The organism is Amycolatopsis samaneae (assembly GCF_039541975.1).
Lineage (GTDB): Bacteria > Actinomycetota > Actinomycetes > Mycobacteriales > Pseudonocardiaceae > Amycolatopsis > Amycolatopsis samaneae.
On record NZ_BAABHG010000001.1, the window covers coordinates 202,196 to 223,679 of the forward strand.

A 21,484-nucleotide genomic window follows, 5' to 3' on the forward strand; every position below is an offset into this window, starting at 1 on the left:
TCGGCACGTTAGCGTGCCACTGCGGCCACCACGTCATCGACGACCAGTGCGCGCAGTTCCGCGACCGTCGGGACCCGGCCGAGCAGCCGCAACCGCTGCGACTGCGCCTTGCGCATGCCCTCGAACAGCCGCCGCGCGTCACGCGCGTTCCCGAAGTTCTCCTCGACGGCCGCGCGCTCGAAGAACCCGGTCAGCACCGGGTCCGCGGCGCGGTCGAGTTCGTAGTCCCCCGCGGCGACCATGCGGTCGACGATGCCCAGCAGCTCGTCCGGGCGGTAGTTCGCGAACTCGATCGTCTTGCCGAACCGGGAGGCGAGCCCGGGGTTGGCGGAGAGGAAGTCCGCCATCTCCGCGGTGTAGCCCGCCGCGATCACCGCGACCTCGTCGCGCTGGTCCTCCATCAGCTTGACCAGGGTGTCGATCGCCTCCTGCCCGAAGTCGCCGCCCGAGCCCGCCGACCGGGACAGCGTGTAGGCCTCGTCGATGAACAGCACGCCGCCGCGGGACTCCTCGAACACCACCGAGGTCTTCTCCGCGGTGTGCCCGATGTACTGACCCACCAGGTCGCGCCGGGACACCTCGCGGAACTGGCCGCGCGGCAGCACACCCAGCGCCTTGAGCAGACGGCCGTAGATCCGCGCCACGGTCGTCTTCCCGGTGCCGGGCGCCCCGGCGAAGATCAGGTGGTGCGCGGCGCCACCCACCGGCAGCCCCGCCCGGCGGCGCCACTCGTTGACCTGCAGCTCGTCGACCAGCGCGCGGACCTCGGCCTTCACCTCGGGCAGGCCGATCATCGCGTCCAGTTCGGCCAGCAGCTCGTCCAGCTCCTGATCGCCGTGACCGCCGGGCTCGGTGCCCTCGGACACGGTCGTGGTCGCCCCTTCGGCGATCGCGACACCCGGTTCGGCGGTGTTCTCCACCAGGCACCCGACGACACCGCCGCCACAGCCCGCGGCGAACGCGATCCCGGGACCGCGCGTGTCGCGGACCGTGCAGTGCCGCAGTTCGGGCAGGCCGTGGTGGGCCACCGCGACGCCTTCGTGGCCGGTCCGCGTGATTTCGCACCGTTCGATGACCGGCCTGCCGTACTGGTAGACGTACACGCCGCGCAGCCCGCAGCCGGTGATCACGCAGTTCCGGATCACCGGGTCCGCCGCCATCCCGACGACGATCCCGTCGCCGGTCACGTCCTCCACGGTGGTGTCCTCCAGCCTGCCCGAGGCGCCTTCGACGGCGATGCCCTGTTCGCCTCCGGTGACGACGCAACCGGTCACCTCGAAGCCCGCCGCACCCCGGATGCCGATCGCCGGGCCCCGCCCGCCGACGACGACACAGCCACGCACGGTGAGCGCGACGTCCTCGACCGCGATCGCCGCGGCGTCCCCGGCACGCAGCTCGATCCCGTGCAGGGCAAGGGAACCCCCGCGGGCGGCGAACACCGGCCGGTCCGCGCCGCGGCCGTCGACGAGCACCTTCGCCCCGTCCGCGGCGGCCAGGGTCACCCGGCGAGCCGACAGTTCCAGTACCTCGCGGTAGGTGCCACCGTCGAGGGTGATGACCGCGCCGTCCGGGGCGTCGGTCAGCGCGTCGCCGATGGTCGGATAGGCGCCGGGCCGCTCCCCCACCACCAGCGTCCGGCCGGATACGTGGTCCATCAGCCCGCCTTCGCCAGCAGCCAGCCGCGGTCGACCGCCTTGGCGCCGGCCTGGAACCGGCTGCGCGCGCCGAGCCGGTTCATGATGTCGGCGACCATCCGGCCGACCGTGCGGACCGAGATGCCCAGCTGGGCCGCGGCCGACTCGTCGGTGCTGCCGGTGCAGAGCAGCGTCAGCAGATCCCGCTCCCGTGCGGTCAGCATCTCCTCGTCGTCCGGGTCCGGCAGGTCCGTCGGCGCGAGCGGCACCGCGGCCTGCCAGATCCGCTCGAACAGCCCGGCCGTCGCGGTCACCACGCCCGGCAGCCGGAAGACCGCCACGCCCGCCTGGTTCCCGGTGCCCGCCCGGTCCACCGGCAGCACCACCGCCGCGCGGTCGATGACCAGCGCCTCCATCGGCACCTCGGCGTCCGTGCGCACCTGCGCCCCGGCCAGCGACAACCCGCTCGGCGTGGTGGCGCACCGCGCCGAGTCGGGGAACAGCGCCCGGCAGCGCACGCCGGCACGCAGGTGGGCGTGCGCGATCCGGCGAAACTCGCCGATCGGCCCGTGGCTCGCGCCGGCGCTCATGATCAGCACCTCGCTGACCGCCGACGCCACGAGCCCGTCCAGTCCCGCCGGTCCCGCCGGCCCGGTGCCCTCGACGAGGCTGAGCCTGCTCGGCTGGTTCATGGCGCATCCCCTCACTTCCCCGCGGCCGGTGCTGACCGGGCGCGGCCTGTTCATGCCAGATCCCGCGGATCCGATGGTCTACGCTCGCCGACGCGTTAGCGTTGCCGAGCACGTGCCTACTTTCTCTCCGCGCACATGAGGTTTTGATGACACGGGTGTTGGTCGTCGAGGACGACGAGAATCTGCGGGTCGCCCTGACCACGCAACTGCGGGCCGCGGGCCTCGACGTCGACGCGAGCGGCGACATCGCGGGCGCGGACCGGGCACTGGGCGCCGGGCACTACGACTGCGTGGTGTTCGACCGGATGCTGCCCGACGGGGACGCCATCGGGTACGTCCACACGCGACGCGGGCACGGCTGGCCGACCCCGGTGCTGTTCCTCACCGCGCGCGACGCGCTGGCCGACCGGGTCGCCGGGTTCGAGCACGGCGGCGACGACTACCTGGTCAAGCCGTTCGCGATGGCCGAGCTGACCGAACGCGTGGTCAACCTGTGCCGCCGGGCCGGGGCCGACCGGCCGTCGGTGCTGCGGCACGAGGACCTGGTGATGGACTGCGCGCGCCGCGAGGTACGCCGGGCCGGCGTGCTGCTCACCCTGTCGAACAAGGAGTTCGCGGTCCTGGAGTACCTCCTCGTCCACACCGGGCACACCGTCGCGCGGGCCGACCTGATCGAGCACTGCTGGGACAGCCAGACCGACCCGATGTCCAATGTGGTCGACGCGGTCGTGAAACGGTTGCGCCGCAAGATCCGCGAGCCGGAGCTCATCCACGCCGTGCGCGGCCTCGGGTACCGGCTCGGCGCCCGATGAGCCGGTCGGCGGCCGACCGGCTGCGCAGGCTGCGCTGGGGGCTGACCGCGCTGTTCACCGCGATCAACGCCGTCGGGCTCGTGGCGTTCGCCTGGTTCATGATCAGCGAGGACGCCGACCAGGGCACCAAACGGATCGACGCCGACCTGCTGCGGGTGACCTCCTCGATCAGCAGGCTGGTCATCTTCGACGAGACCGTCAACTTCAGCCTGGTCACCACCGACAGACTGGACCGGGAGTGCCCGCAGTTCGCGATCCTGCCGGGCGGCACGGCCGGGTTCCAGCCGCACCTGTCGCAGCGCTCGTGCGTGCCGATGAACACCGAGGTGCTCGACATGCTGGCCGCGGGCGCGGTGCGCGGCCGCACCACCATGGCCGGATACCAGCAGGGCACCGGCGGGGAACTGGTCCAGTTCCGGGCCGAACCGCTGCTGTCCCGGACGGGCAAACCGTTCGCCGCGGTGGTCGCGGTCCAGGACACCGGCCCGGAGCGGGACGCGCACACCCGGTTCGTGCTGCTGGTGATCGGCGGCTGCGTGCTGCTGGTCGGCGCCCTCGGGTTCGCCGGGCACGTCCTGTCCGGGCGGTCGATCCGGCCCGCCGCGGCGGCGCTGCAACAACAGGAGGTGCTGCTCGCCGAGACCGCGCACGACCTGCGCACACCGGTGGCCGCGCTGCGTGCGCTCGCCGAGACCGCGATGACGAATCCGGACCAGCGCGCCGATCTGCTGCCGCGCACGGTCCGGCTGGCCGCCAGGATGGGCGGCATCATCGACGACCTGCTGGTGCGGGCCCGGCTCGCGGCGGGCGTGGAACAGCTGAGCTTCCAGCCGGTGTGGCTGGACCAGCTGGTGGTCGGCGTCGTCGAGGACACCGAGCCGGACGGGGCGCAGGTCACCGTCACCGCGGCGCCGACGAAGGTGAACGCCGATCCGGCGCTGGTGCAGCGCGCGGTCGGCAACCTGCTCAACAACGCGCTGCGGTACGGGCGGCAGCCGGGCGCGGCGGCGATCGTGCACATCACGGTGGCCGGGGGCACGGTGACCGTGGCCGATCACGGGCCGGGCATCGACACCTCGCTGACCGAAGACGCCTTCGACCGCTTCACCAGCACCGGCGGTTCGTCGGGGCTGGGACTGTCCATTGTGCGCTGGGTCGCCGAATCGCACGGCGGCACGTTGTCGGTCTACAACGCCGACGAGGGCGGCGCGATCTTCGAACTCCGTTTCCCGGTGAGCGCTTCCTGAGCGCGGGGCGGTTTCGGGGGCCGGATCCCGGACCGCATGGACGTTGTTCCTGCGGGCGGCGGAGATGCGGGAGCGGACGCGGTCTCGTCGACGTGCGCCACCAGCGATGCCCGGGCGTCCCGGGCTGATTGCCCGGCCGACGCCCTCCGTGCGGAGCAACGACTTCGGCGCGGGCTTGCCGAAACGGTCCGACGAGGAGGCAGCGACGAATTACCCGAGTTCGCCCCAAGACGACGCTTCAGCCCGGCGACCTCAGACCGCAACCATGCGATCTCCTCACGCGCAAGCTCCACCGCCGCCAACGCAGCCAGTTCATCATACGACGGGCGAACGCCCTCCCTTGCAACAAGATCATCCTCAAGCCCCAACACCGCAGCCGGGCCCCTGACCAGCTATTCACTCATTCGAGTCGAACGTATGTGCGAGTGTCTGCGGTAGGATGGAGGCGTGTCCAGGAACCTGCCCACCCAGGAACCGCCACCACTGTGGCGGTTATCCGGTCGCGAACTCGCCGACGAGGTGCGTACGCGACTGGAAGCCTTGTGGCGTCTGGACGCGGAACTCGGCCAGCTACTGGTGGAGGTCGATTCTCGCGGGGTGTCCGAGCTGTACGGCTACGGGTCCACCGCGGCATGGTTCGCACACATGGGGCGGATGTCGCGTGGTGAAGCCAAGAAGCATCTTGATCGTGCGCGTGGCGTGAATCCTGGTCGTAGCATCGACGGTACCGAAACACCCGCCGCCGCGCCAGCGACCGGAGCGGCCGCACTCGCCGGGGAGATCGGACCACACCATATCGGCAGGATTGTGGGGTTCCTGAAGAAGATTCCAGCAGGTGTGTCCGAAGAGGACAGATCAAGTGCGGAGAAGATCCTGGTGGAGCTGGCACGTCAGGCGACACCACACGAGGTCGACAAGGCCGCCGACGAGATCCTGGCCCGCATGGACCAGGACGGAAAAGAACCGAAGGACCCAGACCCGACCGAACGCAAACCCGAACTACGGATGCGGCAGCGTAAGGACGGCTGGTTCGATATCGACGGGCAGCTCGATCCCATCACCGGAACCCGGCTCAGCACCATCCTCGACCCACTGTCCACGCCCCGGCCCGCCGGGGAAGACAAGTGGCCGGACCTACGGTCTACCTCACAGCGGTACGGGGAGGCGTTCGGTGAGGCCATCGCGATGCTGGCCAATGTTCCGGACGTGCCCGGCGGTGACCGCGCCCACCTGGTGGTCACCGTGGCCCTGAACGATCTGAAGTCCAAGCTGGGCACCGCGTGCCTGGACATGGTCAGCGAACTGACCGCCACCGAAACACGCATGCTGGCCTGCGACTGCCACATCATTCCGGCGGTACTCGGCTCGAAGGGCGAGCCGCTCGATCTGGGCAGGGCCAAGCGTTTGGTCACCCCGGCACTACGCAAGGCGTTGATCATCCGAGACGGCGGCTGCGCCTTCCCCGGCTGCCACCGAAAACCCAGACACTGCGACGTCCACCACGCGATCGAGTGGGCACACGGCGGACTGACGGTTCTCCGGAATCTCGTGCTGCTCTGCTCAGCGCATCATCGACTACTGCACAGTTCACCATGGACAGTCCACATCGCCGAAGACGGGATACCCACCTTCGTCCCGCCCGACTACGTAGACCCCCTACGCGCCCCCAGACGCAACATTCTGCACCAACCCCTCCTCCGGTGAATACGCAAAAGGGGGCTGAGGCTTTGCCTGGAAGGAGATCATCGTCGGCACCTCAATGCGGGCCTCCCTCGCCGCCAGCACGCTGCGCAATGCGATCGCACTGCGCGACCCACACGACGTCGAGGGCAAGCTCACCCCCGAAGTCCGGGCAGACCCGAGCATCCGGATCAGGGAGCTGGTGACGTTTCGATCCCGGTCAACTCGTGGAACGCCGCGAGGGTCGAGGCGGGATCGGTGCGTGCCACCAGGTCGACGCCCAGCGGGCCCGAGGCGTGCTTGTGCGCCAGTGCCACCACCTGCCCGGTACGCAGCCGCAGGATCAGCACGTCGACTTCGCCGTCGCCACCTGTGACGGTGTCGAACATCCGATTCAGCCGTTCTTGGACCTGCCGTACGGACAGCGGTATGCGCGCCAGGACGGGAGCGTCACGCATCGCCGGCCAGGTGTCCGGTTCCTCCTGCCGGAAGCGTGGCTCGGGCCACGGCCTGCGGTCGTCGAGTACCTGCTTGAACCGGGCGAGGAAGTCCCGGGTGACGGCCTCGTCCTGCTCGTCGCCGAACGCGATGGTCTCCCCCGAGGCGAGCGCGGCGTCCACCGCCCGGTGGTAGTCCGCCACCGGCTGGGTGAAGGTCCGCTGGTGGACAAGGTCGTCCGCGAGCGCGGCGACGAACCCGTCCTCGACCTGGTGGGTCAGATCGACCGCGTAGGTGAGCTGGTTGACGTACCCCCGCCAGGGAAATGCCGCTCGCATGCTGTCCTTTCCGCCGGGATCGGTCAAAACCCACCCTCGAACGTAATACCGTCGACGTCCAAGCCCTGCTCCTCGAGCATCTCGCGAAGCCGCTGCTGGTGTTCCTCATGTGGCCGGTAGTGGCCACTCTTGCGGGACACCGCCAGCGGCACGCCGTCCTTGACCGCGATCTCCCCCGCGCTCGCCACCGGAGAGCCGCCCAGGAAGCTCGAGTGGTGGAGCCTACCTCTGATCTGCAGATTCGACGCGTACAGGTTTCCGTGCTCGTCCATCACGAACATGGCGCGCCCGTGACCGACGCTGTGCAGGGTCGCCGCCGCCGACGTGTCGAACAGCGAGCCGTCCGACGCGTTGTACAGCTTGCCGTCGCGCACGAAGACCCGATGTCGCTCCAGTTCCGCCGGTGACATGTACTTGACCGTGTCGGGGTGGAAGAACCGGTGAGGATTGTGCGGATCGTTCTCCCCGTGGAACATCTGCTCGAGTTCCTTGGTCGGCAGTGGATGGTCCCGCACCAGCGGCTCCGGGATCCCGGGGTCGGCTGCGCCGCCGTGCCCGTGCCCGTCCCCGCCATGCGGCGGGCCGTGCTCTTCCGGCGGGTTGATCACGTCGTGGATGCCGGTGTGCCCGGTTCCGGGCCCCTTCGGCGGTTCCGCCGTGGACGGTTCCTTCGGTGTGTGCGCGGGTTCCGGCTCCGGCGGACGCGAATCCGGCGTCCGGCTCTCCGGCCCTGGCCCTGACTTCGGCTCGGTTTTCGGCTCCGGCCCGTGTGACGCGGGCGGTTCCCCCGCACCGGCCGGATGACGCGAGCCCGGGGTGAATTCGAGGGGCACGAAGGAGTTGTCGCCGTGCGACGGCGGCGCGTCGGCCCTGCCCGGCCGCAGCGGAGGCCGTTCGGTGGTCGGCTCCGGCGGCTCACCGGGGGTCCTGTCCCCGGACTTGGCGGTGCGTTCGCTCGCCTGTGCCGGTTTGGCGGGCAGGCTGTCCGGCGAGCTGTGGCTGAAATAGGTGTGTACCAGCGCGATCACCTGGAACATCAGGAAGTTCACCCGCTGCCAGCCGGCGAGCCGCCCCGGCTCGTCGACGTGCGCCGCCCGGTGTGCCTGGTCCAGCCAGGAAGGCTCGCCGGGCGTCCCGGCCGTGTTCCCCGGCTGGTCGGGGTGCCGGGTGCCGGGTACCCGGGCTCCGGGTACCCGGGCTCCGGGATTGTCCGGGTCGATGTGGACTCTCGGCGCGTCCCCCTGGCTCTCCCGTCCTCGCGCGGTCGGGTGCTCGCCGGTGGCTTCACTCCGCCCCGGTCCGTGTTCTCCCGGCGGCTCGTGCCGTCTCGGCGGCTCATGCTCCCCCGACGCCCGGGGACGCCCGGACGGCTCCGGAGGCCGGGGATGCTCCGGCTCGCGCGGGGCCGGTTTCTCCTGGGACGCCGACGGTTCATGCCGGGCCGGGGGCTGCTGAGCCGGCGCGTTCTCGGCGGGGCGATGCGATACCGGCCCGGTCCCCGGCTCCGGCCGGTGCCCTGGCGGCCGCTCGGGATCGTGGTGGCCCGGCTGGTGCGGAGCCGGTCGCCCGGGCTCGTGCGGACGCTCCGGTGGCCGCACCGGGTCGTGCTTGACCGGCTTCGGTTCCGGCATCGGCTCCGGCTGACGCGGTTTCCCCTTCGGTGCTTCCGTTCCCGGCTCGTGCGGCCCGGACGGCTTCGGGTTCTCCGGGCCGGTCTCGGGGGAACGTGGCGGGGTGGGCGGGTCCGGCGGGTCGATGCGATCGACCTTGCCGGTGACGGGATCGACGTGCGCGACGGCGTGGTCACCGAACCGCGGTGGCAGCCCGGGATCGCCCGGCTTCAACGGCGTTTTCTTGGCGTTTTCCGCACCGGGGGCCGTCTTCTCCCCGCTCTTGGGCGCGGGCTCCCTGGTCGGATGCGGCTTGGGCGGATCGCTGGTGGGCACCGCGTGGTGGCCCTCGGCGATGTCCTGCGCGGCGTGGATGACGCTGCTGCCCCTGACCACGGCGAAGATCGCCTTCTGGGTGAGCGTGCGTGGCTGGGGCGCGGCGGCTTCCGCCCACTGCTTCTGCGCCCACCACGCGGCGTCCCGGTCCACCCCGGTCGTGTTACGCAGGTCCTCGGGCGAAAGCGTGTCGGATAACCGGGCTTGCTGCGTCTTCGGGTCGATATAGGCCTTCGGCGGCTCCGATTCCTTCGCCGCCGGGTGTTCCGTGGTCCCCGGTTGTTCGTGATGCCGCGCGGGTGTGTGGTCCCCGGCGGTCCCGGGATGCCCCGCCTGCGCCGGATGCTCGACGGCGCCCGGATGTCCGGTCGTCCCCGCGTGTTCGGCCGCTGCCGACTGTCCTGCCGCGCCCGGATGTTCGGCACCCGCCGGACGCTGCGCGGCTTCCGGGCGAGGCGAGTGCTCGCCCGTCTGCCCGTGCTGGTTCGCCGGTGCCGGGTGCTCCCCCGGCCTTGGCTGCCCGTGGGCCTGGTGCTCACCGGCGCCCCGCGGGCTTCCGCCGGAGTGGGATTCCGGGGTGCCACCGGAATGCGGGCGCTCACCGCCGCTCGGATGCGACGACGCCGGGTGGGGCTCCCGTCCCATGGCTTCGCCGACCGAGCCCGGTTTCGGCTGGTGGTCGGGCACGGGCGGCCGGGACGGACGCTCGCCGGGCGGCGCTTGCTCGGGTGGATGATGCGGCGGACGATCCGGTGGTGTGCGCGGCTGATCCGGCGCGTGCGGGCTGGGCGGGGCGGGCGGGCCCGGCGGGTTGTCCGGCGGACGCGCCGGGGACCGCCCCGGCTCCCGGTGCGGCGGGTTCGGCGGGTCCCCGGCGTGCGGCGGCGTGCCCGGCGGGTGGTGGCCGAGCCCGACCCTGGACAACAGGTTGTCGACGCCGGGGATCCGCTTGACGGCCTTGACCGCCAGCTCGGTGCCGGTGGGGATCTTCGTGACGGCCGTCCCGGCGCGCTCCACCACGCGCCCGGCGGTGGCGAGGGCGCTGATCTTGCTTCCCGCGGCGGCGGCCCCGGCCCGGCTGACCACCGCGCCGGCGCCCTTCGTGCCGAGGACCGCGGCGGCGATGTTGAACGTGGTCGCGCCCGCCGCCCGCGCCGGATCCTCGCTCCACTGGTCCCAGTGGACCATCCCCTTGCCCATTTCGACCAACGGCCGGCCCGCCGCGCCCCGTTCGAGACCCGGCAGGCCGACGGTCTGGTCGACGACCGCCAGCCCCGGCACGCTGTAGGCCGCCGCGGACAGCGCGAACTTGCCGAGCCCGCCCCATGCCTGCCCCGCGTTGGACCACGAGAAATGGCCGTCACCCCACCCGGCCAGCGCGGCGAAGCCGAGCGCGTTCTCCTTGATCGCCTCGCCGACGCCGCCGAAGAACGCGCCGACGTTGCCCCAGAAACCGTGTGGCTTCGGCTTTTTCGGTGGCTCGGCCGTTTCGGGCGGCTTGATGATGTCCTGCGCGTAACCCGACACCATGTCCGAGATCTTCTTCGCGACCTTGATCGCGAACACCGTCCTGGCCGCCCAGCTGGTGCAGCGCGCGAACAGCTTGTTGTTGTCGGAAATGTACCGTCTGATGTCGTACTTGGCCTTGCTCACCTTGTTCGCGTAGTCGTCGCAGGCGGTCCCGAGCGTGTCCATGAGGCCGGCGATCCCGTCCAGGCCCTGCTCGCCCAGCTCGCCGTGGTTCATCGAGTGGACGGCGTAGTACGCCCCGAAACCCGCCGCGTCCGACCACGCCTTGCGCAGGTCGGCCGCCGCGCTGTCGGAAAGCTGGATGGCGTCCCTCAGCGCCTTCGCGGAGTCCTTCCACGCCTGCGCGAGATCACGGGCGGCGGTTTCGCTGTCCGGTGGCCACAGGTTCTCCTTGGCCTGACCGCCGTTCTGGACGACCCAGTTCCACAGGTCGCCGTCCGGCTCCACGGTGTCGGTCATGATCCGGCCGCGTCACCGGAGGAACTGACCGGCCGCCGCGGCGTCGGCGGCCAGGTACGCCTGCACGGCCTGGTCGCCGTTGTCGGCCAGTTGCTGGTAGGCGCCGGTGAGCTGGCCCATGGCGTCCACAACGGACTGCTTCGGTCCACTGTAGAGACTCAAGAACGCGGCGCCCATGGGCCCGCCACCCACCAGCCCGGGAGCCTCGATCCTCCCCCGCGCGCCCGGCCAGGCAGCGTCGAGCGCCTCTCCCGCCGCGCGCACCCGCTTCAGCTGGGCGGTGGTCTCGTCGGTGTCCATGTCGATCCGGCCGTCGCCGTCGCGGTCGATCCGGGTCATCGTCGTGCTCCTCCGCCGGTCTGCCGGTCCAGTTCGAGCAGCAGGGGATCGAATCGCAGATCGGTCGTCCCGGGGGTGGCGCCCTCGGGCAGGAAGCTCGCGACGATGGCGATGCCCTGTTCCTGGGACCGTTCGACGGCCCGGTGGATGGTGTCGGTGAGGTCCCGCGCCAGCGCGACGGAGTCGGGCGCGCGGTAGATGCGCGGGTCCAGCCACAGCTCCAGCAGCTCACCGGCGCCGCCGACGGTCACGCTGATGAACCCGTCGTCGGATTCGGCGGTGGCCCTGATCTCGGCCATGCGCCGCTGTGTGGTCCGGATGTCCTCGGCGAGTTCCTCGTACTCGGCCCGGACGTCCGGCCGGGATGAAGAGTCCACGGCACCTCCCTGCTCGCGTCCGGCCCAGTGTGTCGCCGGAACGGGCGCCGGATGGCCGCGTGTCCTGTTGCGGCCACGACGGCACCGGCCGTCCCCGGCCCGGGGACGATGGCCGGACGAGGAAAGGAGCCGACCTGATGACCTTCGACGTCGTCGGCCTGTGCCGCAGGGAACCCGACGCCGACACACTCGTCGGCGCGATACTGGCGGCGAGCGAGCCGTCGCTTGTGGACAGTCTGGAGGACCGGCGGCTCTTCCGGCTGCGTCATCCCGACGGCCGGTCCCTGCTCACCATCGAGGGCGCCCGGCTGGTCCAGGTGCCGGGCGAGGTGCGGCGGCTGCTCGGCCTTGACCGGACGGCCGACGTGCCGCATCCGGTGTGGTGGGTGGAAAGCCGGGCCCCGGACGGGGACGCCGAGGCCGAGGCCGCCGCCAGGGCGTTCACCGACGCGGTGGTGACCGCGACCGGCGGCCTCTCGTGGTCGAGCCGGTGACGCACCCCGCCGCCGATCACGCCACCGCGGAGGCCGTCCTCGTCGAGCAGCTCCGCGACGTCGTCCCCGCCTCCACCTGGCTGGTCGACGCCGCGCGCACCGCCGTGGACAGCGGACGGGACCTGCAACTGCTCACCGCGGCACACAGCCGGATCACCTATCCGCTGGAGCTGCTGCTCCGCGACGCGCACGCCGACTGGGTGGTGCCGGACGGCACCGGCCGTCATCGCGACGGGCTCCGGGGCTTCCCCTTGGTGTGGAACGGAAACCGGTTCGTCCCCGACGCCGATCCCGGGCCCGCGCCCACACTGGACGCGACTCCGGGATCGGGCGACCTCGAAGTGCAGATCACCGTCCATCACCCGGCGGGGGAACCGCCGCGCCTCGGCACGGGCACCGAGGACGCGATGCGCGCGCTCACCGGATCCGGCCCCACCGGCTGGGGTGTCGCCGAGCCCGCCACCCAGCCGTGGTCGGCCGGGGAGATCACCGCGCACTGCCGTGACCGCGCCCGGCCGGTCAAGCTGGTCGTCGTCGGCCATGGCGTGGTGGGACAGCTCGCGGTGTCCCCTGTGGACACCGGGGTGATCGAGGAGGTCCGGCTCAGCGGTCCCGAGGCGGGCACGGTACCCCGGGAACGCGTCGAGGACCTCGCCACGGCGTGCGCGGGCACCGCGCGGCTGCTGGTGGTCGCCGCGCACCCCGGCAGGCTGGCCGGGCTGCGCGCGGCGACCCCGGTGCCGCCCGCCCTGCCCTACGGTGTCCTCATCGGACACGAGATGGTCGCCGCCCGTGGGGTCGGGCACGCGCGGCGGACGCCCGCCGCGCGGGTGGACCTGCTCGGGGTGGGAGCGCGGACCGCCGTGTGGTGCCGGTTCGACGGGAGCGAAACGCCCCCGTTCGCACAGTTCGCGGAAATCCTCGACCACTTCGGCGAAGGCGGGGCGTGACCTGTTGTCGCCACCGCGCGACCGCGCCGCGGGTCCCGGCGGACGATGGCGGGGTGAGACGACATCGGATGACCAGGATGGCCGTCGTCGCCGCCGTGCTGGCCACGACAGCGCTTCAAACCACGACAGGCGCGACTCCGGCGAACGCGGCGCCACCGCCGGGAGCCTGCCACGATCCGGAACCCGCGCACTCCCCCGTCCCGGCGCAGCCCTGGGCGCAGCAACTGCTCGCCCCGGAGCGCGCGTGGCCGTACAGCCGGGGAGCGGGCGTACTGGTCGCGGTGGTCGACTCCGGCGTCGACGCCGATCATCCGCAGCTGAACCGGCCGGGAAAGGTGGTGCCTGGCCGGGACTTCTACCTCGCCGGCGCGCTGCCCGGCGCGTTCGACTGTGTTTCCCACGGCACCGGCGTGGCCGGGATCGTCGCCGCCGATCCGGTGCCCGGCATCGGTTTCCACGGCGTGGCGCCGGACGCGCGGATCCTGCCGGTGCGGATCAGCGACCGCGACGTCGGCGATCAGGGCGAGGCGCTGCGGATCGACCCGCAGGTGGTCGCGAACGGCGTGCGCTACGCCGCGGATCAGGGCGCGAAGGTGATCAACCTGTCGCTGGCAGGCCACGACGACTTCGCGGTCATCCGGGACGCGGTCGCGTACGCGACGGCGAGGGACGCGCTGGTGGTGGCCGCGGCGGGCAACGCCCAGAAGGACGCGGGCACCGAGCTGCCGTCCTTCCCCGCCGCCTACGACGGGGTGCTCGGCGTCGGCGCGGTGGACATCGACGGGGCGAGGCTGTCCGCGTCGCAGATCGGCCGCTACGTCGACCTCATGGCCCCCGGGGCCAAGGTGCTGACCGCCACGCGGGCGGGCGGTCACTCCTATGTGGACGGAACCAGCTTCGCCGCGCCGTTCGTGGCGGGCACGGCCGCGCTGGTGCGCGCCGCGTGGCCACGGCTTTCCGCGGCCCAGGTCGCCCAGCGACTGCTGGCCACCGCGAGCCCGGCCAGGGGCGGTGCGGGCAGTCACGCCTACGGTGCCGGGATCGTCGATCCCTATCGCGCGGTGACCGACGGACTGGATCCCGCCAAACCCGCCGCGCTGCCCGGTTACCTTCCCCGGCCACCGGACCAGGCCCGGCTCGACCGCGCGGCGGCGGAACGGGCCACGGCGGGCACCGCGAAATGGCTGACCGTCGCGGCGGTCGCGGACCTCGTGCTGGCCGCGCTGGTGGCGGTGGTCGTGCCCCGGGGTCGAAGGCGCCGCTGGCGTCCGGGCTGGGCTTCGGCCGTGCCCGCCGAGCCCGTCTCCACCGAACCGCCGGAGCAGATCTTCCTCGTCTCCGAACCGTGAAGCCGCGAAAGGAAGGGCCCCGGTGCGATCACACCGGGGCCCTTCCTTTCGCGCCGACAAGGGTTACATCGACATCAGGCGCCGGGCCTGCTCCACCGCGTTCGAAAAGGCCTGGACCGTCTGGTCGGCCCTGGCCGCCTGGTGGTTACCGCCCTGGTGGATCTCGTCGAGGCACTTGTTCAGCACCCCGTGGGTCGCGGCGTTCTCGCCACCCGAAGCGTCCGTGTGGAACTCCGAGGCGGCGTTCTGGACGTAGGTGAACTGGGTGGCGAACGTGTCCGCGTTCTCACTGCCGGTGGTCCGGATCTGGCCCGCGCCACCGGAGACCGGTTCGAACTGCATCATGATTCGGGTCATGCGTCATCCCTTTCCGTTATGGGGTTTCCCGCCGTTGTCAGACGTTGATGGCCGCGTCGATGCCGGTGCCACCGGCGTCCCAGCCGTGGTTGCCGTCCGCGTCGACCTGGTCGTAGCTGTTGGCCAGCGTCTGGGTTTTCTCGCCGTGCTCCTGCAACATGTTGGTGAACTTCTGGCTGTCGCCGAGCTGGCGGTCCGAAACGGCCTGGAATCCCGTGTGCGCCTGCCCGCTCCATGACGACGCCAGCGCGGAAAGGTTGTTCCCGAGCGTCACCGCCCTGGTGTTGATGTCTTCGGCGTGCGCGACCGTCTGCTTGGCCAAATTGAGGATTTGGTCGGTCTCACCGTGCAGGAAGTTTCCTGTCATCCGGCGCTCCATTCTTCTTGTCCACGGCTCCCCACCGGGCCCGTGCGTCCTCGTACAGGGCTGCGGTCGTCACGCTAATTCGCGAAACCGCCTCGTCAGCGCCGACGGCACGTTCCTGCCATCGCCCCCACGGGCGGACGCCGGTCCCGCACGATCGCCGGTGTGGCGATCATCGTGGTGAAGAGGCCGGCGCGCCGGCCGGCTCCGGAGCTGCCCGCGGGCGAACTGATCCTGCAGCCCCCGCCGGAGATCCCGCCCCCGCCGGGGCGGCAGTGGGCGCAACTGCTCATGGTCCTGCCGATGGTGGGCACGACCGGGGCGATGGCGCTGATGTTCTCCGGCTCGGCGAGCGGCTCGATCCGGTACGCGGTCTACGGGCTGATGGGCGTCGGCATGCTCGGCATGGTCGTGCTGGGCTTCCTGCAGGGCGGGGGCCCGAGCAAGCGGGAGATGGGCCACGCCCGGCGCAAGTACCTTCGTCACCTCGCCCAGCACCGGCTGCGGCTGCGCCGTTCGGTGCGCAGGCAGCGCGAGGCGATGGAGTACCTGCACCCGGACCCGGCATCGCTGTGGTCGCTGGCGGCGAGCTACCGGCTGTGGGAGCGGCGCAAGGACGACGAGGACTTCGGCGTCGCCCGGATCGGGCGTGGCGCGCAGAGCCCGGCCACCACGCTGGTCACCCCGGACACGAAGCCGCTGGAAGAGCTGGAACCGTTGTCCGCGCTGGCGTTGCGCCGGTTCATCACCACTTACGACACCGTCGGGCGGCTGCCGATCGCGATCGCCGTCAACGGGTTCAGCCGCGTCTACCTGCGCGGTGACCGCGACGCGGGCATGGGCCTGCTGCGCGCGATGCTGGCCCAGCTTGCCACCCTGCACTCCCCCGACGACGTGCGGATCGCGGTGTGCGCCGGGGAGGAACAACGTCCCGGCTGGGAATGGGTCAAGTGGCTGCCGCACGCGCTGCACCCGGAACGCACCGACGCGCTCGGCCCGTTGCGCCTGGTGGCCCCGAACGTCCCGGCGCTGGAGTCGATGCTGGAGGAGGAACTGGCCAAGCGGCCGAGGTTCGACCCCGAATCGGACGTCCGGCTGCCGGGGCCGCATCTGGTGGTGGTGCTCGACGGCGGCTCGGTCGCCGGGTCCGATCACCTGATGACCGGCGGCGGTGTCGAGGGCGTGACCGTGGTGGACCTGACCACCCTGCCGCCGCGCGCGCTGGATCGCACCACGGTCGTGCTGGACGTGGCCGCCGACGGCGATCTCGTCAGCGAGACGATCGACGGTGAGGCGCCGCTGGGCCGCGCGGACGCGCTGGGCCCGGTCGCGGCCGAGGGGCTGGCGCGACAGCTGGCCCCGCTGCGGCTGACCGCCGGGATCCGGGGCGACGCGCCGATGTCCGCCGAGCTGGGGCTGGCCGAGCTGCTGGAACTCGGCGACCCGTACGAGTTCGACCCGGTGCTCACCTGGGCACCGCGGCCGAACCGGGACCGGCTGCGCGTCCAGTTCGGCATCCAGGCCGACGGGACCCCGATCGAGCTCGACCTGAAGGAGTCGGCCCAGGACGGGATGGGCCCGCACGGCCTGCTCATCGGGGCCACCGGCTCGGGCAAGTCGGAACTGCTGCGGACCCTGGTGCTGGCGCTGGCGATCACCCATCCGCCGAACTCGCTGAACTTCGCGCTGGTGGACTTCAAGGGCGGCGCCACGTTCACCCGGCTCGACGCCCTGCCGCACACCAGCGCGGTGATCACCAACCTGGCCGAGGAACTGCACCTGGTCGACCGGATGACCGACGCGATCAGCGGTGAGCTGATCCGCCGTCAGGAACTCCTGCGCGCGGCCGGGAACTTCTCCTCCCTGCGGGACTACGAGAAGGCGCGTGCCGCCGGGGCGCCGCTGCCGGAGGTGCCGACGCTGCTGGTGATCTGTGACGAGTTCTCCGAGCTGTTGTCGGTCAAGCCCGACTTCATCGACATGTTCGTCCAAATAGGACGGCTGGGCCGCTCGCTCGGCGTGCACCTGCTGCTCGCCTCGCAGCGGCTCGAAGAGGGCAGGCTGCGGGGCCTGGAGAACCACCTGTCCTACCGCGTCGGCCTGCGCACGTTCTCCGAGATGGAAAGCCGGGCGGTGCTCGGGTCCACCGACGCGTTCAAGCTGCCGAGGGCGCCGGGGCACGGGTTCCTGAAGGTCGGCACCGAGCCGATGGACCGGTTCCGCTCCGCCTACGTCTCCGGGGTGTACCAGCGCGCCACGCGGGAGGGCGGCGTGGCCGCCACTCCGGGGGAACACCTGGTGCTGCAGGAGTACACGACCGCCTATCTGGCCGCGGAACTCGACGACCCCGCCGAGGAGGCCGCGCCGGAACCCGACGAGGACACCGCCGTCGGCGAGACGCTGCTGGACATCCTCGTCGACCGGCTGGAGGGCCAGGGCACCCCGGCACACCAGGTGTGGCTGCCGCCGCTGGCGGACTCCCCGACGCTGGACGAGCTGCTGCCCGAGCTGGTCGTCCATCCCGAACGGGGACTCACCGCGGCCTCGCCCGAGCTGGCCGGGTCGCTGCGGCCGGTGCTCGGGATCGTGGACCGGCCCTTCGAGCAGCGGCGGGACCCGCTGGTGCTCGACCTGTCCGGGGCCGCCGGGCACGTCCTGGTGCTCGGTGCCCCGCAGACCGGGAAGAGCACCGCGCTGCGCACGCTGGTCACCAGCCTCGCGCTCACCCACACCCCGCGCGAGGTCCAGTTCTACTGCCTGGACTTCGGCGGCGGGACGCTCGCTTCGATCGCCGGACTGCCGCACGTCGCCGGGGTCTCGGGCCGGTTGGACACCGGCGCAGTCCGGCGCACCGTCGCCGAGGTCGCCACCCTGCTGGCGCAGCGGGAGCGGCTGTTCGCCGAGCACCGGATCGACGGCATCGTCACCTACCGCAGGCTGCGCGCCGAAGGCCGGTTCGCCGAGCAGCCGCACGGTGACGTGTTCCTGGTGGTCGACGGCTGGCTGACGCTGCGCAACGACTTCCCGGACCTGGAGGAGACCGTCGGCGACATCGCCGCGCGCGGCCTGTCCTACGGCGTGCACGTGCTGGCGGGCTGCGCGCGGTCCTTCGATCTGCGGATGACCGTGCGGGATCTGTTCGCGAGCAGGCTGGAGCTGAAGATCGGCGACCCGATCGACTCGATCATCGACCGCCGTGCCGCGATGAGCGTGCCCGCCGACGCCCCCGGGCGCGGGGTCGCCATGAGCGGGCACCAGATGTTGCTGGCGCTGCCCCGGATCGACGGGGCGGGCCGGGCCGGGGATCTGGCCGACGGCATCGGCGCGCTCGTCGAGCGGGTCGCGACGGCGTGGCCGGGCGAGTCCGCGCCGTCGGTCCGGCTGCTGCCGGCGACGCTCCCGTTCGAGGAGCTGCCCGCCACCGACCAGCGCACCGGCGAGGACACGGGGCTCGCCGTCGGCATCCACGAGCAGGACCTTTCCCCGATGCGGCTGGACTTCGCCGCCGATCCGCACTTCTTCCTGCTGGCCGACACCCGGTCCGGCAAGACGTCGTTCCTGCGGGTACTGGCCAGGCGGATCCAGAACGCCTACCAGCCCAGCGAAGCCAGGATCGTCGTGGTCGACCATCGCCGGGGACTGCTCGGCGAGGTCGGCGAGGAGTACCTGCTCGGCTACGGGGTGAACGACGAGCACAGCGGCGGTCTGCTCGCCGAAACGGCCGAGGCGCTGGCCAAGCGGCTGCCCGGCCCGGACGTGACTCCCGAGCAGCTGCGGAAGCGGAGCTGGTGGCGGGGGCCGGAGATCTTCGTACTGGTGGACGACTACGACATGGTGGCCACGCACGCCGCGCACCCGCTGATGCCCCTGCTGCCGCTGGTGGCGCAGGGCGGGGACATCGGCCTGCACGTGGTGCTGGCCCGGCGTACCGGCGGCGCCGGGCGCGGGCTGTTCGAGCCGTTCCTCGGCAGGCTCCGGGAGGTCGGCACGCCGGGTCTGATGATGTCCGGCGACCGGGACGAGGGTCCGTTGCTCGGCGGCATGCGGGCGCAGGTGCTGCCGCCCGGCCGGGGCTGGCTGGTGGACCGGCGCGGGCAGAAGGGGCTGGTCCAGATCGCCTGGCTGCCCCCGGAGGACTAGCTGACCGGTTCCTGTCGTCATCGACGGCCGCGGCGGTGAACGTGGTTGCCTTGCCTGGAAAACCGAGATGGGGAGCGAGACATGACCGGCGAGATCAACGGGGACACCGACGCCATGCGGGAGTTCGTGTCGCGGCTGACGCACAGCATGGACACGAACCCGGTCAGCCCGATTTCCCGGCGCGGCCAGACGACGCCCTGCGGTGACGTGCCACTGGACGCGTGCCAGGCGCTGCGTGACGCGTGCGACGAGCTCACCAGCACCGACAACGACACCACCGGGCAGCTGCACGAGTTCATGTCCCAGGTGGAACAGGGATTCGCCACCTACAGCTCGTTCGTCCAGCGGATCGCGACGACCTACGACCACGCCGACGAGCAGAGCCGCGCGAACTTCTTCACCACGCTGGACTCCCAGCCGGGCCGGAACCAGGTGGCGATCGATCCCCGGCTCGAGCGATAGGGGTTGTGACGGTGTCGATCGAAGACCTGTACCGGCAGATCACCGCCGAGAAGAGCCATCTCGAAAAGCTCGCCCAGGCCGCGTGGATGTGGCGGGAGTCGCGGGCCTGGATCAAGACCCAGGCCGATCTCCTCATCACCCAGGCGACCCAGCTGACCTCGCGGGATCACTGGCCGGACGAGGCGGGGCAGCTGTTCCTGAAGCGGGTGCTGAGGGACGTGGCGATCATGGCCTCGTGGGCGGATCCGTCCTGGATGAGCACCTCGATGCTGACGAACGGGATCCCGGTTTCCCGGGGTGTCAAGGCGACCGACCTGTTCGACCGCATCGGGGAGCTGTCGAGGGGCATCGCCACCACACAGTCCACTGTGGAGAGACTGCGCGACGACTACCACGCGATGTCCGACAAGGACAAGGAAAAGAACAGGGCCGACTACGAACGGCAGGCCACCGAACAGCTCACCGCGCTGGCACCGGCGTACCGGGCCGTGGCCGTGGCGATGCGCGACGCCGTCGGCAAGTCGTGGGCGGGCCCTGGCGCCACCACGCCCGCCCAGCCGGGGAACGAACCGCCCTCCTCGGCCGGTCCCGGTCCGGCGTCGGCCGATCCCGCCGCCGCGCCCGCACCCGAGTCGCCGCAGGAGAATCCGGCCGCTCCGGAGCAGCCGTCCGAACAGCAGCAGGACCCGCTCAAGGCCGCGCTGGAGGAGGCGCCCAACGCGCTCGACTCGCTGAGCCAGGCCATCCAGGGACTGAGTCAGCTGATCGGCGGCGGCTCGTCCTCGCCGAGCCCGACGGACCCGCTCAGCTCGATCGGCCCGCTCGGCCCCGGAGATCTCGGCCCGTTGGGGCCCGCCGAGTTCGCGGATCGCCTCGGCTACGCGTCTCCCGACGATTCCGGCCTGCCGAGTCTCGCCGGGCTCGGCGGCGACGGCGCGGGCGGTCCCTTCGGTGGCGGTGGCGGTGGCGGCGCGGGGACCTCGGCGGTGTCCCCGGCGGCGAACCCCGCGTCCGCGATCGGCGGCACCGGTGCGGCGCTGTCCCCCGCCGCGTCGGGGGCGATGGCGGGCGCGGCCGGGGCGGCGGGCACGTCCGGTCCCGGCATGATGCCGCCGATGCAGCCTTCCCAGGCGGGGAAAGGGAAATCCGCGGGCGGGATCAACCCGGGAGCCGCCGAGCACCCCGCCACCGGACGGCCGCGTGCCCGCGGATCCGGTGGCACGCCCGGGGTTTCGCTCCGGGGGCGTGCCGGACGGCGTGGCGGCGGGGGCCCCGCGCCGGTCGCGCGGCGACGCTGGGACACCGGGAACGAGACCGTCCAGCTGCTCGACGAGGAGCTGTGGGAAGTGGACCAGAACGACAGCGCGCCGAAGTACCGCGCCGGTCATTAGGCGCCGGTCACGAGAAGGAGGGCCAGATGGCCGCAACACACATCAACGGTGACACCGAGGCGATGAACGCGTACTCCGGTAAGCTCACCGCTCCCGCGATGCCGCCTTCACTGGCGCGGCTGGGGACACCGCCCAATCTGTCCGGGCTTTTCGAGGGCATCGCGATGTCGGTGCTGGACAAGGCGGCGACCGCGGCCATGTCCGCCCTGCTGACCAAGGTCACCGGGGACATGGTCACCGACTCCACGAAGGTCAAGACGGCCGCCGCCGGCTACACCGCCGCCGACGTGACGAGCGCGCTGACGCTCGCGACGTCGGCCACGAAGGTCATCAAGCAGGGCGTCGACCTCGTGAAGAAGGCGGCCGGTTCCGCGCAGCAGCCCGACAAGTCCACCGGCGACACCGCCGACAAGAGCACGGGCAAGCCCGCCGACAAACCCGCCGTCCAGCCCGCGGTGATCACTCCGCCGCGCACCGTCTGAGGA

The 21,484-nt window shown here is 71.7% G+C and carries 18 protein-coding genes; 10 read left to right on the plus strand and 8 right to left on the minus strand.

Annotated features, from left to right (window positions below; genetic code table 11):
* Positions 1 to 8 precede the first annotated feature (8 nt).
* On the minus strand, positions 9 to 1,655 hold the full coding sequence (locus ABD987_RS00915; RefSeq protein WP_345385746.1) for a right-handed parallel beta-helix repeat-containing protein: 1,647 nt from the start codon (positions 1,653 to 1,655) through the stop codon (positions 9 to 11).
* Positions 1,655 to 2,326, minus strand: a complete 672-nt coding sequence (locus ABD987_RS00920; RefSeq protein WP_345385748.1) for a helix-turn-helix transcriptional regulator — start codon at positions 2,324 to 2,326, stop codon at positions 1,655 to 1,657. The genes ABD987_RS00915 and ABD987_RS00920 overlap by 1 nt, the downstream gene beginning before the upstream one ends.
* A 146-nt stretch (positions 2,327 to 2,472) precedes the next feature.
* Here ABD987_RS00920 and ABD987_RS00925 point away from each other — a divergent pair, with 146 nt between their 5' ends.
* The 3 genes from ABD987_RS00925 to ABD987_RS00935 all read left to right on the plus strand — a co-directional run bounded on the left by ABD987_RS00925 (position 2,473) and on the right by ABD987_RS00935 (position 6,089).
* On the plus strand, positions 2,473 to 3,138 hold the full coding sequence (locus ABD987_RS00925; protein ID WP_345385750.1) for a response regulator transcription factor: 666 nt from the start codon (positions 2,473 to 2,475) through the stop codon (positions 3,136 to 3,138).
* Positions 3,135 to 4,385 carry a sensor histidine kinase gene (locus ABD987_RS00930; protein ID WP_345385752.1) on the plus strand — a complete coding sequence of 417 codons (1,251 nt, stop codon included), beginning with the start codon at positions 3,135 to 3,137 and terminating at the stop codon, positions 4,383 to 4,385. Before ABD987_RS00925 ends, ABD987_RS00930 begins: the two co-directional genes overlap by 4 nt.
* A gap of 447 nt (positions 4,386 to 4,832) precedes the next feature.
* The gene (locus tag ABD987_RS00935; RefSeq protein WP_345385754.1) at positions 4,833 to 6,089 is read left to right on the plus strand and encodes an HNH endonuclease signature motif containing protein; all 1,257 of its coding nucleotides are present in this window, start codon (positions 4,833 to 4,835) and stop codon (positions 6,087 to 6,089) included.
* 167 nt (positions 6,090 to 6,256) lie between these two features.
* Here the strand turns inward: ABD987_RS00935 and ABD987_RS00940 are convergent, their stop codons facing one another.
* Genes ABD987_RS00940 through ABD987_RS00955 form a run of 4 tightly spaced genes read right to left on the minus strand, consistent with a single transcriptional unit; the run spans position 6,257 to position 11,492 of the window.
* On the minus strand, positions 6,257 to 6,841 hold the full coding sequence (locus tag ABD987_RS00940) for a hypothetical protein (protein WP_345385756.1): 585 nt from the start codon (positions 6,839 to 6,841) through the stop codon (positions 6,257 to 6,259).
* A 23-nt stretch (positions 6,842 to 6,864) separates the two neighbouring features.
* Positions 6,865 to 10,776: a WXG100-like domain-containing protein gene (locus ABD987_RS00945; RefSeq protein ID WP_345385758.1), complete on the minus strand. Its 3,912-nt coding sequence runs from the start codon at positions 10,774 to 10,776 to the stop codon at positions 6,865 to 6,867.
* Between the two features lie 12 nt (positions 10,777 to 10,788).
* Positions 10,789 to 11,115, minus strand: a complete 327-nt coding sequence (locus ABD987_RS00950; protein ID WP_345385760.1) for a hypothetical protein — start codon at positions 11,113 to 11,115, stop codon at positions 10,789 to 10,791.
* Positions 11,112 to 11,492, minus strand: coding sequence for a YbaB/EbfC family nucleoid-associated protein (locus ABD987_RS00955; protein ID WP_345385762.1), 381 nt, complete (start codon positions 11,490 to 11,492; stop codon positions 11,112 to 11,114). The genes ABD987_RS00950 and ABD987_RS00955 overlap by 4 nt, the downstream gene beginning before the upstream one ends.
* Positions 11,493 to 11,629: 137 nt before the next feature.
* Between ABD987_RS00955 and ABD987_RS00960 the strand changes: the two genes are divergently transcribed.
* From ABD987_RS00960 to mycP, 3 genes are all read left to right on the plus strand, one after another.
* Positions 11,630 to 11,986, plus strand: a complete 357-nt coding sequence (locus ABD987_RS00960; RefSeq protein ID WP_345385764.1) for a hypothetical protein — start codon at positions 11,630 to 11,632, stop codon at positions 11,984 to 11,986.
* Positions 11,983 to 12,936 carry a DUF6177 family protein gene (locus ABD987_RS00965; protein WP_345385766.1) on the plus strand — a complete coding sequence of 318 codons (954 nt, stop codon included), beginning with the start codon at positions 11,983 to 11,985 and terminating at the stop codon, positions 12,934 to 12,936. The genes ABD987_RS00960 and ABD987_RS00965 overlap by 4 nt, the downstream gene beginning before the upstream one ends.
* A gap of 77 nt (positions 12,937 to 13,013) precedes the next feature.
* Entirely contained in the window at positions 13,014 to 14,285 is a 1,272-nt protein-coding gene (mycP, locus tag ABD987_RS00970) for a type VII secretion-associated serine protease mycosin (protein ID WP_345386779.1), read from the plus strand.
* 63 nt (positions 14,286 to 14,348) lie between these two features.
* On the opposite strand, the gene ABD987_RS00975 is transcribed toward mycP, so the two are convergent.
* Positions 14,349 to 14,642, minus strand: coding sequence for a hypothetical protein (locus ABD987_RS00975; protein ID WP_345385768.1), 294 nt, complete (start codon positions 14,640 to 14,642; stop codon positions 14,349 to 14,351).
* Positions 14,643 to 14,679: 37 nt separating this feature from the next.
* The gene (locus ABD987_RS00980; RefSeq protein WP_345385770.1) at positions 14,680 to 15,009 is read right to left on the minus strand and encodes a WXG100 family type VII secretion target; all 330 of its coding nucleotides are present in this window, start codon (positions 15,007 to 15,009) and stop codon (positions 14,680 to 14,682) included.
* A 162-nt stretch (positions 15,010 to 15,171) separates the two neighbouring features.
* Between ABD987_RS00980 and eccCa the strand changes: the two genes are divergently transcribed.
* The 4 genes from eccCa to ABD987_RS01000 all read left to right on the plus strand — a co-directional run bounded on the left by eccCa (position 15,172) and on the right by ABD987_RS01000 (position 21,481).
* Complete coding sequence (eccCa, locus tag ABD987_RS00985) at positions 15,172 to 19,146, plus strand: type VII secretion protein EccCa (RefSeq protein WP_345385772.1); 3,975 nt, start codon at positions 15,172 to 15,174, stop codon at positions 19,144 to 19,146.
* An 81-nt stretch (positions 19,147 to 19,227) separates the two neighbouring features.
* Entirely contained in the window at positions 19,228 to 19,608 is a 381-nt protein-coding gene (locus tag ABD987_RS00990; RefSeq protein WP_345385774.1) for a hypothetical protein, read from the plus strand.
* An 11-nt stretch (positions 19,609 to 19,619) separates the two neighbouring features.
* Complete coding sequence (locus tag ABD987_RS00995) at positions 19,620 to 20,999, plus strand: hypothetical protein (RefSeq protein WP_345385776.1); 1,380 nt, start codon at positions 19,620 to 19,622, stop codon at positions 20,997 to 20,999.
* 26 nt (positions 21,000 to 21,025) lie between these two features.
* Entirely contained in the window at positions 21,026 to 21,481 is a 456-nt protein-coding gene (locus ABD987_RS01000; protein ID WP_345385778.1) for a hypothetical protein, read from the plus strand.
* Positions 21,482 to 21,484: the final 3 nt, after the last annotated feature.